Genomic DNA, 13261 nt, shown 5'->3' with positions numbered 1-13261 from the left:
ATGACCCACAAAGTGGCTATCCTTGGCGCGTCCGGCTATACCGGCGCCGAACTGGTGCGGTTGATCGCCCAGCACCCGAACATCGAGATCGCGGCCCTGTCCGCCGACCGCAAGGCCGGCATGACCATGGCGGAAGTGTTCCCGCACCTGCGCCATATGGAACTGCCGGTGCTGTGCAAGATTGGCGAGATTGATTTCTCCGGCATCGACCTCTGCTTCTGCGCGCTGCCGCATAAGACCAGCCAGGAAGTGATCGCAGCCCTGCCCAAGACCCTGAAAATCGTCGATCTGTCGGCGGATTTCCGGCTGCGCGACCCGGCGGAATACGAGAAGTGGTACGGCAACCCCCACGCCGCGCTGGAGCAGCAGGAAGAGGCGGTTTACGGCCTCACCGAGTTCTACCGGGACGAGATCAAATCCGCGCGTCTGGTGGCCGGCACGGGCTGTAACGCCGCCACCGGCCAGTTTGCCCTGCGGCCCCTGATCGAGGCAGGCGTCATCGATCTGGACGAGATCATCCTGGACCTGAAATGCGCGGTCTCCGGCGCCGGCCGGTCGCTCAAGGAAAACCTTCTGCATGCAGAGCTGAGCGAGGGCTACCACGCCTATGCCATCGGCGGCACCCACCGGCACCTGGGCGAGTTCGACCAGGAGTTCAGCAAGATCGCAGGCCGCCCGGTGAAAGTGCAGTTCACCCCGCATCTGCTGCCGGTGAACCGCGGCATCCTCGCGACCGTCTATGTGAAGGGCGACGCGCAGGCGATTCATGATACCTTTGCCAAGGCTTACGCCGGTGAGCCTTTCATCGAGCTGCTGCCGTTTGGCGAGGCGCCCTCGACCCATCACGTGCGCGGCTCCAACTTCTGCCATATCGGCGTTGCGCAGGACCGGATCGGCGGCCGCGCTATCGTCTTTGCGGCACTGGATAACCTGACAAAAGGAAGCAGCGGCCAGGCCTTGCAGAACGCAAACCTGATGTTAGGTGAGAACGAGACCGAAGGGCTGATGATGGCGCCGCTGTTCCCCTGAACCGGGGCGGCGCTGTTCGGGCCTGAATAGAGGACACCATGAAGAACCTGAAGAAACAGCGCCGGATCCAGGTCATCGCGGTTGCCGCGGTGGCCCTGATCGTGGCAACCGCCCTGATCGGCTATGCCATGCGGGACGGCATCAACTATTTCCGCTCGCCCAGCCAGGTGATGGAGGAGCCGCCGAAGCCGACCGAAGTGTTCCGCATCGGCGGGCTGGTGGCGGAAGGCTCGCTGCAGCGCGGCCAGGGCAAGACCGTGCGCTTTGCGGTGACCGATGGCGGCGCGACCGTAAACGTCGCCTACACCGGCGTTCTGCCCGACCTGTTTGAAGAGAACCAGGGCATGGTCGGCACCGGGCGTTACGTGAACGGCGTCTTTGAAGCCACTGAAATCCTGGCAAAACATGACGAGACTTACATGCCCAAGGAAGTCATGGACGCGCTGAAGGAGCAGGGCGTCTATCAGGAACCCGGAACCTGATACCCAAACGGATGTGACACAATGGCCCCGCAGGATTGCCGTCCTGCGGGGCTTTTTGCTTCAGGGCTCACCAGCAAACAGAACCTCTCCCCTTGGGTGTTGCGCAGCAGGCGCGCGGTGGTGTCAGAGGGTTTTAGCGCCTTTGCGGCATCCTGACCCGGTTGGAAGTGGTGAGGTGACATGCAGAGCGTTCAGGAAATTGCACAACAGATCGTGGCGCGCGAAGGCGGGTTTGTGAATGATCCGGATGATCCCGGCGGCGCCACCAAACACGGCGTGACCATCGGCACGCTGCGGCGGCTGGGGCTGGATCTGACCGGCGATGGCGCCGTGAATGTTCAGGACGTGAAGGCCGTGAGCCAGGCGCAGGCGGTGGAGATCTTCATCCGCCATTATTTCGAGGCGCCGCGGGTCGCCAGCTTGCCGCCCTGTCTGCAGGCGTCGGTGTTTGACATGTATGTGAACGCGGGCAGCAACGCGGTGCGCATTCTGCAGCGGCTGCTGCGCGACATGGGCTATGCCGTGGCGGTTGATGGCACCATCGGCCCGCAGACCGCAGACGCGGCGGCGCAAGCGGCGGAGGTCGGTGCGGAAACCTTGCGCGACGCCTACGGGGTGGCGCGCCGCAACTATTACTTCCGCCTGGCGGACCGGCGTCCGGCCAGCCGCAAATACGCGCGCACCCGTGCTGGCGGCAAGGGCGGCTGGATCACCCGGGCTGAGGAGTTCATCTCGCCCGCCTACCGCCTCAGCCAGCAGGAGTTTCAGCGGAGGACGGCGGCATGGGGCTGATCGCGGATGTGTTTGGATTGGTTTTTGGGCGGCAGAGCAATGCCTTGCGGGAAACGCTTGAAGTCTTTCGCGAAAACGCTGAGGCCGGCGCCGCCCGCGCGCACGATATGCAAAGCGCTGCACTCAGCCAGCTGGCGGCGGAGTTTCAGTATGGCGGCAAAAGCCGGTTTGACCGGTTCATGGACGGGGTGAACCGTCTGCCGCGCCCCTTGCTGGCGCTTGGGACTCTTGCACTGATAGGCGCATCTCTGAGCGATCCGGTCTGGTTTGCTGCAAGAATGCAAGGTCTGGCGCTGGTGCCGGAGCCGCTGTGGTGGCTTTTGGGGGTCATCGTCTCTTTCTATTTCGGCGCCCGCCATCAGGTGAAGAGCCAGGAATTCCAGCAGGGGCTGGCCGCCAGCATGGCGCGGGTGCCCGAGGTGGCGGAAAACATCGCCGCGCTGGAGCGGCTCAGGGCGGATGCCCCTGCTGCCGCCGCCACAAGCACGGATGCCGCGGCGCGGCTGGACGCCACCGCGGCAGGGAACAATCCCGCGCTGGAAGCCTGGAAGGCGCGCCGTGGTTGATCACATTTTGCTTTCTGCGGCGGCATGGCGCGGCGTTTGCCATTGGCCCTCCCGGCTGAGAAGCGTATAGGGAACCCATCCCTACAGAGCATGCATGGACACACCGGCACATGATCACAGAACTCGGACATTTCGCCCTAATTCTCGCCTTCATGATAGCCATCGTGCAGGCCGTTATCCCCTTGATCGGCGCCCACAAACGCTGGCCCGGCTGGATGGCCGTCGCGGAACCGGCGGCGCAGGCGCAATTCCTGTTCACCGCGTTTTCCTTTGGCGCGCTGATGTGGGCCTTCATCACCTCAGACTTCTCGCTGAAGCTGGTGACGCTGAACAGCCATTCAGCCAAGCCGATGCTGTACAAGATCTCCGGCACCTGGGGGAACCACGAGGGCTCGATGCTGTTGTGGGTGCTGATCGTCAGCCTGTTCGGGGCGCTGGCCTCGGTCTTTGGCGGCGGCCTGCCGCCGACCTTGAAGGCCCGTGTGCTGTCCGTGCAGGCCGCGATCGGCGTGGCGTTTTTCGCTTTCATCCTGTTCACCTCGAACCCGTTCCTGCGCCTGACGGTGCCGCCGTTTGACGGACAGGACCTGAACCCGCTGCTGCAGGACCCGGGCCTCGCCTTCCATCCGCCGTTCCTCTACCTCGGCTATGTGGGCCTCAGCATGGCGTTTTCCTTTGCCGTTGCGGCCCTGATCGAAGGCCGGGTGGATGCCGCCTGGGGCCGCTGGGTGCGGCCCTGGACGCTGGCCGCCTGGATCTTCCTGACCATCGGCATCGCGCTGGGGTCCTGGTGGGCCTATTACGAGCTTGGCTGGGGCGGCTTCTGGTTCTGGGACCCGGTGGAAAACGCCTCCTTCATGCCCTGGCTGCTGGCCGCTGCGCTGCTGCATTCCGCCATCGTGGTGGAAAAGCGCGAGGCGTTGAAAAGCTGGACCATCCTGCTGGCGATCCTTGCCTTCGGCTTCTCGCTGATCGGCACTTTCATTGTGCGCTCGGGCGTGATCACCAGCGTGCATGCCTTTGCCAACGACCCCGAGCGGGGCGTGTTCATCCTGTTCATCCTCGCCTTCTTCACCGGCGGCGCGCTGACCCTGTTTGCCGCGCGCGCGCAGGCGATGGAGGCCAAGGGGGTCTTTGGTATGATCAGCCGCGAAAGCGCGCTGGTGGCCAATAACATCCTGCTGGCGGTCAGCTGTTTCGTGGTGTTCTTCGGAACCATCTGGCCGATCGTTGCCGAGATGCTACTGGACCGGAAGCTGAGCGTCGGGCCGCCGTTCTTCAACTCGGCCTTCACCCCCTTCATGGTGGTGCTGGGTCTGCTGCTGCCCGTCGGCGCGATGCTGCCGTGGAAGCGCGGCCGGATCGGGCGCACCGCCTGGCAGCTGCGTTATGTGTTCCTGCTGGCGGTGTCGCTCGGCGTGCTGGCCTGGTCGATGCAGACCGGGCGCTCGGCGCTGGGACCTGTGGGGCTGTTCCTGGGGTCCTGGGTGGTGTTCGGTGCGCTGGCGGATCTGTGGATGCGCAGCGGAAAATCCGGCCGCCTCCAGCGGATGCTGCGGCTGCCGCGGGCGGATTGGGGCAAGGCCACGGCCCATGCAGGCCTCGGCGTCACTATCTTTGCCATCGCGGGCCTGACCGCCTGGGAGCAGGAGGACATCCGCGTGGCCCGTATCGGCGAGCCGTTTGAGGTCGGCGCCTTCACGCTGGTGCTGCAGGAGGTGACCCGTGAGCAGGGGCCGAACTATTTCACCACCAAGGGACGCGTCGAGGTCACCCGCAACGGGCGGCCCGAGGCGATGATGTTCCCGGAGAAACGCGACTATCCGGTGGCCAAGATGCCGACCACCGAAGCTGCGATTGACTACCGGGTGACACGCGACCTGTATGTCGTGCTGGGCGATCAGCAGGCCGACGGCAGCTGGACCATGCGCACCTACATTAAACCCTTTGCCAACTGGATCTGGGCGGGTTCCATCCTGATGGCGCTTGGCGGGCTCTTGAGCCTGAGCGACCGGCGTTTCCGCGTGGCCGCGGGCGCGCGCAAGACACCGGCAGCGGGAGTGCCTGCGGAATGAAACGGATGCGTTTTCTGATCGTCGCCCTGGCGGCCCTGATGACCGCCGCCCTGTTCACACCGGCGCCCGCGCTGGCGGTGGAGCCGGATGAAATCCTGGAGGACCCGGCCCTGGAAGCGCGCGCGCGCGAGCTCTCCAAGGACCTGCGCTGTCTGGTCTGCCGCAATGAGAGCATCGACGAGTCCAACGCCGAACTGGCCCGCGACCTGCGGGTGCTGCTGCGCGAGCGGCTGGTGGCGGGCGACAGCGACCGGGAGGCGATGGATTTTATCGTTGCCCGCTATGGCGAGTACGTGCTGCTGCGCCCCACCACCAGCGGGGCCAATTGGCTGCTGTGGGCGGCGGGGCCGCTGATGCTGCTGGCGGCGCTGGTGATGGCGCTTTTCTATCTGCGCGGACGCGCCCGGGCGCCCCGGGCGGCGGAGCAGGGGCTGAGCGCGGAAGAGCAGGAACGGCTGCGCAAAATCCTGGAGGATTGACGCCGGGTCTGTCTTTCCGGCGGCTAAGCTTTGCGTCACCATAGCGTCAAACGGTCCCGCCGGCGCTGCGCCGTGCGGGACGCAATCTGCATGAGGCACCCCTATGGACTACAAGGAAATCCTGTTCACGCTGGAGGACGGGCTGGCGGTCATCACGCTGAACCGCGCAAACCGCAAGAACGCGCTGACCAGCCGGATGCGCTCGGAAATCACCCATGCGGTGCGAATGGCCTCGGCAGAGGCGCGCGCGGTTGTGCTGACGGGTGCAGGTGATGCGTTCTGCTCCGGCCAGGACCTGAGCGATGCCTCCAGCGCGGGCGACCTGGATCTGGAGCGCACGCTGCGCGACGAATACCTGCCGATGGTGGAAGCGATCTATAATTGCCCGGTGCCGGTTGTGGCCGCGGTGAACGGCGCCGCAGCGGGAGCCGGTGCCAGCCTGGCCCTGGCGGCGGATGTGGTGATTGCCAGCGAAAGCGCGTTTTTCATGCAGGCCTTTAGCAAGATTGGGCTGATGCCTGATGCCGGCGGCACCTGGTTCCTGCCGCGTCAGGTCGGCATGGCCAAGGCGATGGGTGCGGCGCTGTTTGCCGATCGCATCAGCGCGCAGCAGGCCAGCGATTGGGGCATGATCTGGGAAGCGGTGCCCGACGCGGAGTTCAGCACCCGCTGGCGCGCGCGCGCCGAATATTTGGCCCAAGGCCCCAGCAAGGCCTTTGCCGCCACCAAGTCCGCCCTGCGCGAAAGCACCGGCCGCAGCCTGATGGAGCAGCTGTCGGAAGAGGCGCATCTGCAAGGGGAATGCGGCAAGACCCGGGATTTCCTGGAAGGGGTGACAGCCTTCATGGAAAAACGCCCCGCGAAGTTCGAGGGGCGCTGAGAGGTTTTCAGTCGTGCGGAACCGCTGGATCAGGAAAACAGCGATCCGTCCTCCGAGCGGTCAACGATGGAGACATCGCTGACCGTGAGCAACCCTCCTGCGCCGTGGATCCGCGCGACGAACACATCGTCGGCAAAGAGCAGCGCCGAGCCCTGTCCCTCGTCGCCGGTGCCGTCGCCGACCGTCTGAACCGACAATCTGGGCGGCAGCCCATCGCCGTCGTAAGAATAGATCAGCAGGTCGTCGGCGGGATCGAAATCCGTCACGATAACGGGGTCATCGTCGGACGCGATCCAATCTCCGACCACCAAGGTGTCGCTTCCTTCGCCAAGGGAGACGGTATCTCCATCCCCTGCGATTACTGTATCATCGCCGTATCCGGCTGACACGCTGTCGGCGTCGCCGTCAAGATCCGTATCGGGGTTAATAAATTCGGCCAGACCGCTGAGGACGGTGACGGACCCGTCAGCCAGCCCGCGCGAGAGGCCGACAATTCCTTCGCCGTCAATGCCGCTGGTTGTGATAATCCTGTCATCGCCGGTGTCCCCGTGCAGAGTGTCCGATCCTTCATTGTCGATCAGATAGTCATCGCCTGCTCCGCCGCGCATAAAGTCGTCGCCGGTGCCGCCGACCAGAATGTCGGCCCCGTCCATTCCGAACAGGCGGTCATCACCACCGCGGCCTTCAAGGATATCGTTGCCGCCCCTGGCGTAAGCGGTTTCGTCTTGGCCGGTGCCAATCAAGTCATCTGCAGCGTCCGACCCGGTGGTTGTACTGCCGGGTTCGACGGTCTGCGGCGGCTCCGAAGTGTCCGGCTCGCTCGCGCCACCGTCATCATCATCGTCCATCGCCAAGGCCACACCGCCAATGGTCAGGCCAATCCCAAGCAAGATCAAAAGTTCCATGTCATCAATCCCGTTGCCGCCTGGCAGCTGGCGTTCTGCAATAATGCGCGCGCGGGGAGCGCTCTGCCAGAACCAAGTAAACTCATGAGTTGAGTACGGGGTTGAGCGAATTTAGTCAAATACTCGTAAATATTGAACTTTCGGAAGAAACAGTGCGCGAAACATGATGGAATTGTTGCCTGGCTGGGCCGGGTGGAACGGCCGCGGGTCTGGAACAGAGCCTGCCGCCCTCCGGAAACCAGACTGCCGCAAAACGAAAAACGCCCCGCGCAGTGCGGGGCGTTTGTCTTACCGTCCGAGCAGCGCTCAGCGCTTTTCGATGTCGACGTAGTCGCGCAGGGTCTCGCCCAGGTACAGCTGGCGCGGGCGGCCGATCTTGTTCTGTGGATCGGCGATCATCTCTTTCCACTGCGAGATCCAGCCGACGGTGCGCGACAGCGCGAAGATCGGGGTGAACATCGAGGTCGGGAAGCCCATCGCCTCCAGGATGATGCCGGAGTAGAAGTCGACGTTCGGGAACAGCTTCTTCTCGATGAAGTAGTCGTCGTGCAGCGCGGTGCGCTCCAGCTCCTTGGCGACCTGCAGCAGCGGGTTGTCTTCGACACCCAGCAGCTCCAGCACTTCGTCCGCGGATTGCTTCAGCACCTTGGCGCGCGGGTCGGTGTTCTTGTACACGCGGTGGCCAAAGCCCATCAGGCGGAACGGGTCGTTCTTGTCCTTGGCGCGTTCGATGAACTCAGGGATGCGGTCAACAGAGCCGATTTCCTTGAGCATTTCCAGGCAAGCCTGGTTGGCGCCGCCGTGGGCCGGGCCCCAGAGGCAGGCGATACCGGCCGCGATACAGGCAAACGGGTTGGCACCGGAGGAAGACGCCAGGCGCACGGTCGAGGTGGAGGCGTTCTGCTCATGGTCTGCGTGCAGGATGAAGATCCGGTCCATCGCGCGGCTCAGGATCGGGTTCACGTGGTATTCCTCGGCCGGTACCGAGAAGCACATGTGCAGGAAGTTGGCCGAATAATCCAAGTCGTTCTTCGGGTACACGAAGGGCTGGCCGATCGAGTACTTGTAGGCCATCGCGGCGATGGTCGGCAGTTTGGCGATCAGCCGGATCGCTGCAACCTCGCGCTGCCAGGGATCGGTCACGTCCAGCGAGTCGTGGTAGAAGGCCGACATCGCGCCGACCACGCCCACCAGGGTCGCCATCGGGTGCGCGTCGCGGCGGAAGCCGCGGAAGAAGTTGTGCATCTGCTCATGCACCATGGTGTGACGGGTCACACGGGTCTCGAAATCCTCCAGCTGCGCGGCAGTCGGCAGTTCGCCGTAGAGCAGCAGGTAGCAGACCTCCAGGTAATGCGATTTCGACGCCAGCTGGTCGATCGGATAGCCGCGGTGCAGCAGCTCGCCCTTGCCGCCATCAATATAGGTGATGGTGCTGTCGCAGCTGGCGGTGGAGGTGAAGCCCGGATCATAGGTGAACACGCCTGCCTGCGCATAAAGCTTGCGGATGTCGAGAACATCGGGCCCGGCCGTTGGCGAGAAAATGGGCAGCTCGTAGTTTTCGCCATTCAGGCTGAGCGTGGCAGATTTCTGTGTCTCGGTCATGGATGTCCCTTCCTGTTACAGGCACGAAAGCTGCCGTTCAGGCGTCTTCATGCGGGGCAGCGCCTGCGCGGTTTCGCGCAGGGGTTGTCGTATCAAAGCAGGCTTACCCCGGTGTAAAGACCGGAGTCAGCCCGTTGCGTCTTTGAGCCGGGCGATGGTTTCATCGCGGCCCAGAATCAGCATCATATCGAACACCGAAGGCGTTACCGCCCGGCCCGCAAGCGCAGCCCGCAACGGGCCTGCCAGTTTGCCGAACTTGGTATCATGTGCTTCTGCAAATGCGTTCAGAAGCGCCTCCAGATCGTCACGGACCCAGCTAGCATTTTGCAGCTGCGGCGTCAATTCTTCCAGTATACCATCGGATACAGACGACAGCGCTTTTTCTGCCTTCGCATCCCGTTCAAGAGGCCGTGATGCAAGGATAAAATGCGCCTTTTCAAGAAGTTCCGGGAAGGTACGGGCCCGGTCCTTGAGGCAATACATCGCAGCTTCCAGCCCTTGTGACTGCGCGTCAGTCAGGGCGGGTTTCCCGGCAGCTGCCAGGTAATCACAGATTTCTTGCCGCAGTGCGGCGTCGTCGCTAACGGCAATATGCTGGCCGCAGAGGTTTTCCAGCTTTTTGGTGTCGAACCGGGCCGGGCTTTTGCCGATACCGTCGAAATTAAACCACTCTTTGGCCTGGCTGTCCGTAAAAAATTCGTCATCGCCATGCGACCAGCCGAGACGCGCCAGATAATTGCGCATGCCGGCCGCGGGATAACCCATCGCCTGGTATTCCTGCGCTCCCAAGGCGCCATGGCGTTTGCTCAGTTTCTTGCCGTCCGGCCCGTGGATTAGCGGGATATGGGCCCAGACCGGCACGTCCCAGCCCATCGCCTCATAGATCATCATCTGGCGGGCGGCGTTGTTGAGGTGGTCATCGCCGCGGATCACATGGGTGACGCCCATGTCATGGTCATCGACCACAACCGCCAGCATATAGACCGGGGTGCCGTCGGAGCGCAGCAGGATCATGTCGTCCAGCTGGTCGTTGCGGATGGTCACATCACCCTGCACCTCATCCTTGATAACGGTAACGCCGCTTTGCGGCGCCTTGATGCGGATCACATAAGGCGCGTCCGGATGGGTGGCTTCATCCGCGTCGCGCCACGGGGAGCGGTAGAGGGTGGATTTGCCCTCGGCCTTGGCCTGGTCGCGGAAGGCTGCGATTTCCTCCTGGGTGGCAAAACACTTATAGGCCTTGCCCTCGGACAGCAGCTGTCGGGCGACTTCGGCGTGGCGGTCCGCGCGCGCGAACTGGCTGATCACCTCGCCGTCGTGGTCCAGGCCCAGCCAAGCCATGCCTTGCAGGATTGCGGCGGTGGCCTCCGGCGTGGAGCGTTCGCGGTCGGTGTCCTCGATCCGCAACAGGAATTTGCCGCCGCGGCCGCGGGCATACAGCCAGTTGAACAGTGCGGTGCGGGCGCCGCCGATGTGCAGAAAGCCGGTGGGCGAAGGCGCGAAACGGGTGACAACCGGTTGGGTCATGTGCGGGATTTACCTTTTGGAAACCATGGGAGGCATAGAGTTTCCGCCTGTCTACCGGGCCAGAAGGCGGGGGGCAAGCATGCGGCTGAGCGCAGCCATCGCAGACCTGCTGCAGGCGCAGCGGGGGGATCTGTTCCCCTGGGTTCCAGTTTTCCTGGGCACCGGGATCGGGGCCTATTTCAGTTTGAAAAGCGAACCCGGATGGGCGGTCTATGCCTGTCTTGCCGCGGTTTCACTGCTGCTGGCATGGGGCGCTGTGCAGCGGCGGCCGCTGGCGTTCCTGTTCTGGGCGCCGGCCTTTGCGGCGGCGGGCCTGTGCCTGGCGGGCGCCCGCGCCCACTGGGTTGCGGCGCCGGTTCTTGATTTCCGCTATTACGGCCCGGTTGAGGGCCGGGTGGTATCGGTGGACCGTTCCCCGACCGATGCGCTGCGGCTGACCTTGGACCAGGTGCGGCTGGACCGCGTTCCGGCTGTGAAAACCCCGGCCCGGGTGCGGATTTCCCTGAAAGGCCCGGAGCAGGTGCCGCCGCCGGGCGCCTTGGTGATGACAACCGCGCATCTGCTGCCGCCGCAGGGGCCGGCGGAGCCGGGAGGATTCGACTTCCGCCGCCATGCCTGGTTCAAGCAGCTGGGCGGGCTTGGCTATACCAGGGCGCCGGTCCTGCTGGCCGGAGCGCCGGGGGATGGCGTTCCGGTGGAGCGCTTGCGCCGCGCCATGGCGGGCTATCTCCAGCAGCGGATTCCGGGCGAGACCGGCGGATTTGCCGCGGCCATCACTGCCGGCGACCGCAGCGGTGTCGGGGAGCAGACGCTGACGGCCCTGCGGAAAAGCAACCTGGCGCATCTGCTGGCCATCTCCGGCCTTCATATGGGCCTGCTCACCGGCTTTGTCTTTGCTGCGGTGCGGGTGCTGTTCTGCCTGGTGCCGCCGGTTGCCCTGCGCTGGCCTGTCAAGAAACTGGCGGCGCTGGCCGCATTGGCGGCCGGGGCGGGCTATCTGCTGTTGTCAGGTGGCAATGTGGCGACGGAACGGGCCTTTGTCATGGTCGCCGTGATGCTGGGGGCGGTGCTGCTGAACCGGCGCGCGATCACACTGCGCGCGGTGGCGGCGGCGGCGCTGATCGTGCTGCTGCGGCGGCCCGAAAGCCTGCTCAGCCCCGGTTTTCAGATGAGTTTCGCCGCGACGGCGGCGCTGGTCGCGGTCTTTGCCGCGCTGCGGGACAGGGAGGTGCCGCCGGGTCCGCGCTGGTTGCGGCCGGTTGCGGCTCTGGTGATCTCCTCTGCTGTGGCAGGCGCCGCAACCGCGCCCTTTGCAGCCGCGCATTTCAACACCGTTCCGCATTACGGGCTCTTTGCAAATCTGCTGGCAGTGCCGGTCATGGGCTCCGGGGTGATCCCGGCAGCAGTGCTGGCGCTGTGCCTGGTGCCCGTTGGATTGGAAGGGGCTGCGCTGTCGGTGATGCGGTGGGGGATGGACTGGATCCTGGCGGTTGCACAGACCGTGGCGGGGTTTGAGGGCGCCGTGTCCCAGGTGGCGGCGCCCGGCGATGCGGTGCTGCCGCTGTTTGCGTCCGGTGCGGTGTTTGCCGTGATCTGGCACGGGCGGCTGCGGCTGGCGGGACTGGTGCCGGCAGCTGCAGCACTTTGGCTCTGGAGCGGAGCAGAGCGGCCGCCGGTGATCATTGCCAGCTCCGGCGGGCTGATCGGCGTGATGGAGGCGGAGGGGCGCGCCCTGTCGCGGCCAAAGGGGCAGGGGTTCACGGCAGGGATCTGGCTGGAGAATGATGGCGATGCCGCCACCCAGCCAGAGGCCGCGGCCCGCTGGCAGGCCTGGGACGGCGTGCTGCCTGTCTGGCAAGGTCAAGGCTTCCGGCTGGTTCATGCACCGGGAAAACGTAAGCTTATGCAGGCAAGCGCTTGTAAAGAGGGGGATATCATCGTGTCCACGGTGGCTGAGCCGGAGCCCGGCACCTGCTTGCTGCTGACGCCTGGGATTCTGCGGCAGACCGGCAGCATCGCGGTCCGGCCCGATGGCGGTCTGCTGACAGCCCGCGCCGCAACCGGCGCGCGCCTGTGGAGCGGATGGTATCCGGAAGGGCCGGAAATCCGGCGCCTGCGCCGCCTGCTGGCCGCGCCGGCGCAGCTTCAGTAAGTGCGGATCAGCCCGACGAGGCGGCCCTGGACCTGCACCTGATCCTCGGGGTAGTGCCGGGTTTCGTAAACCGGGTTCGCGGCTTCCAGCGCAATCGTCCGGCCCTGGCGGTGGTAATATTTCAGGGTGGCTTCCTGGCCTTCGACCAGCGCCACCACAATGTCGCCGTTGTCGGCGGTGTCGGCTTCGCGGATCACCACGATGTCGCCGTCGTTGATGCCGGCCTCGATCATCGAGTCGCCCTTGACCTCCAGCGCGTAATGCTGGCCGTTGGGGGCAATCATGCCGCCCGGCACCGCGACCTGGTGCGAGACCTGGCTGATCGCCTCAATCGGCACGCCGGCCGCGATGCGGCCCATTACCGGAAGCTCAACCGCCGCCTGACGCATCGGATCCGCGGCCGCAGCGCCGGCGCGAGGGCTGGTCTGGCCGCCGTCGATCACCGTGGGGGCGAACCCCTGCGGTTCGGAGGTGCCGCCCAGGCTTTCGGGCAGGCGCAAGATTTCAATGGCGCGGGCGCGGTGGGCGAGGCGGCGGATGAATCCGCGCTCTTCCAGCGCGGTGATCAACCGGTGGATGCCGGATTTGGAGCGCAGATCCAGCGCCTCCTTCATCTCATCAAAACTGGGCGGAACGCCGTCCCGCTGCAGGCGTTTGTGAATGAATTCCAGCAAATCCAGCTGTTTTTTCGTGAGCATCGCCGCTCCCTCCGCGCCTCGTGTAGATGTTTTCTTTTGTTCTACGCATGTTCACGTTTTGTGTCAACATGGCC

At 64.6% G+C, this 13261-nt stretch carries 12 protein-coding genes; 8 read left to right on the top strand and 4 right to left on the bottom strand.

Features of this window, described 5'->3' with window-relative positions:
* The 7 genes from argC (at position 1) to CAER_RS0123685 (ending at position 6303) form a co-directional block, all read left to right on the top strand.
* Positions 1 to 1029, top strand: coding sequence for an N-acetyl-gamma-glutamyl-phosphate reductase (gene argC, locus CAER_RS0123715; protein ID WP_027237707.1), 1029 nt, complete (start codon positions 1 to 3; stop codon positions 1027 to 1029).
* A 38-nt stretch (positions 1030 to 1067) separates the two neighbouring features.
* Positions 1068 to 1511: a cytochrome c maturation protein CcmE gene (gene ccmE, locus CAER_RS0123710; protein ID WP_027237706.1), complete on the top strand. Its 444-nt coding sequence runs from the start codon at positions 1068 to 1070 to the stop codon at positions 1509 to 1511.
* 180 nt (positions 1512 to 1691) lie between these two features.
* A complete protein-coding gene (locus CAER_RS0123705; RefSeq protein WP_027237705.1) occupies positions 1692 to 2303 on the top strand; it encodes a holin-associated N-acetylmuramidase in 612 nt (203 codons plus the stop codon).
* Positions 2294 to 2869, top strand: coding sequence for a holin family protein (locus CAER_RS0123700; RefSeq protein ID WP_027237704.1), 576 nt, complete (start codon positions 2294 to 2296; stop codon positions 2867 to 2869). The genes CAER_RS0123705 and CAER_RS0123700 overlap by 10 nt, the downstream gene beginning before the upstream one ends.
* 110 nt (positions 2870 to 2979) lie before the next feature.
* Complete coding sequence (locus CAER_RS0123695; RefSeq protein ID WP_027237703.1) at positions 2980 to 4944, top strand: heme lyase CcmF/NrfE family subunit; 1965 nt, start codon at positions 2980 to 2982, stop codon at positions 4942 to 4944.
* Positions 4941 to 5423, top strand: a complete 483-nt coding sequence (locus tag CAER_RS0123690; protein WP_027237702.1) for a cytochrome c-type biogenesis protein — start codon at positions 4941 to 4943, stop codon at positions 5421 to 5423. Before CAER_RS0123695 ends, CAER_RS0123690 begins: the two co-directional genes overlap by 4 nt.
* 103 nt (positions 5424 to 5526) lie before the next feature.
* The gene (locus tag CAER_RS0123685) at positions 5527 to 6303 is read left to right on the top strand and encodes an enoyl-CoA hydratase-related protein (protein WP_027237701.1); all 777 of its coding nucleotides are present in this window, start codon (positions 5527 to 5529) and stop codon (positions 6301 to 6303) included.
* A gap of 29 nt (positions 6304 to 6332) precedes the next feature.
* On the opposite strand, the gene CAER_RS0123680 is transcribed toward CAER_RS0123685, so the two are convergent.
* The 3 genes from CAER_RS0123680 to gltX all read right to left on the bottom strand — a co-directional run bounded on the left by CAER_RS0123680 (position 6333) and on the right by gltX (position 10337).
* A complete protein-coding gene (locus CAER_RS0123680; RefSeq protein ID WP_027237700.1) occupies positions 6333 to 7208 on the bottom strand; it encodes a calcium-binding protein in 876 nt (291 codons plus the stop codon).
* A 306-nt stretch (positions 7209 to 7514) separates the two neighbouring features.
* Positions 7515 to 8810 carry a citrate synthase gene (locus tag CAER_RS0123675; protein ID WP_027237699.1) on the bottom strand — a complete coding sequence of 432 codons (1296 nt, stop codon included), beginning with the start codon at positions 8808 to 8810 and terminating at the stop codon, positions 7515 to 7517.
* Between the two features lie 126 nt (positions 8811 to 8936).
* A complete protein-coding gene (gene gltX / locus CAER_RS0123670) occupies positions 8937 to 10337 on the bottom strand; it encodes a glutamate--tRNA ligase (protein ID WP_027237698.1) in 1401 nt (466 codons plus the stop codon).
* 79 nt (positions 10338 to 10416) lie between these two features.
* On the opposite strand from gltX, the gene CAER_RS0123665 reads away from it, so the two are divergent.
* Positions 10417 to 12489: a ComEC/Rec2 family competence protein gene (locus CAER_RS0123665; RefSeq protein WP_027237697.1), complete on the top strand. Its 2073-nt coding sequence runs from the start codon at positions 10417 to 10419 to the stop codon at positions 12487 to 12489.
* Here CAER_RS0123665 and lexA read toward each other — a convergent pair.
* Positions 12483 to 13187, bottom strand: a complete 705-nt coding sequence (gene lexA, locus CAER_RS0123660; RefSeq protein ID WP_027237696.1) for a transcriptional repressor LexA — start codon at positions 13185 to 13187, stop codon at positions 12483 to 12485. The two genes, CAER_RS0123665 and lexA, sit on opposite strands and share 7 nt — an antisense overlap.
* Between the last annotated feature and the right edge of the window lie 74 nt (positions 13188 to 13261).

Source organism: Leisingera caerulea DSM 24564, assembly GCF_000473325.1.
GTDB lineage: Bacteria > Pseudomonadota > Alphaproteobacteria > Rhodobacterales > Rhodobacteraceae > Leisingera > Leisingera caerulea.
Note: the sequence above shows the minus strand (reverse complement) of the source record. Positions and strands in the feature narration are given on the sequence as shown.

Bases quoted from the DNA above. Each gene is read 5' to 3' on its own strand.
- argC (WP_027237707.1), top strand. From the start codon at position 1: ATGACCCACAAAGTGGCTATCCTTGGCGCGTCCGGCTATACCGGCGCC.
- ccmE (WP_027237706.1), top strand. From the start codon at position 1,068: ATGAAGAACCTGAAGAAACAGCGCCGGATCCAGGTCATCGCGGTTGCC.
- CAER_RS0123705 (WP_027237705.1), top strand. From the start codon at position 1,692: ATGCAGAGCGTTCAGGAAATTGCACAACAGATCGTGGCGCGCGAAGGC.
- CAER_RS0123700 (WP_027237704.1), top strand. From the start codon at position 2,294: ATGGGGCTGATCGCGGATGTGTTTGGATTGGTTTTTGGGCGGCAGAGC.
- CAER_RS0123695 (WP_027237703.1), top strand. From the start codon at position 2,980: ATGATCACAGAACTCGGACATTTCGCCCTAATTCTCGCCTTCATGATA.
- CAER_RS0123690 (WP_027237702.1), top strand. From the start codon at position 4,941: ATGAAACGGATGCGTTTTCTGATCGTCGCCCTGGCGGCCCTGATGACC.
- CAER_RS0123685 (WP_027237701.1), top strand. From the start codon at position 5,527: ATGGACTACAAGGAAATCCTGTTCACGCTGGAGGACGGGCTGGCGGTC.
- CAER_RS0123680 (WP_027237700.1), bottom strand. From the start codon at position 7,208: ATGGAACTTTTGATCTTGCTTGGGATTGGCCTGACCATTGGCGGTGTG.
- CAER_RS0123675 (WP_027237699.1), bottom strand. From the start codon at position 8,810: ATGACCGAGACACAGAAATCTGCCACGCTCAGCCTGAATGGCGAAAAC.
- gltX (WP_027237698.1), bottom strand. From the start codon at position 10,337: ATGACCCAACCGGTTGTCACCCGTTTCGCGCCTTCGCCCACCGGCTTT.
- CAER_RS0123665 (WP_027237697.1), top strand. From the start codon at position 10,417: ATGCGGCTGAGCGCAGCCATCGCAGACCTGCTGCAGGCGCAGCGGGGG.
- lexA (WP_027237696.1), bottom strand. From the start codon at position 13,187: ATGCTCACGAAAAAACAGCTGGATTTGCTGGAATTCATTCACAAACGC.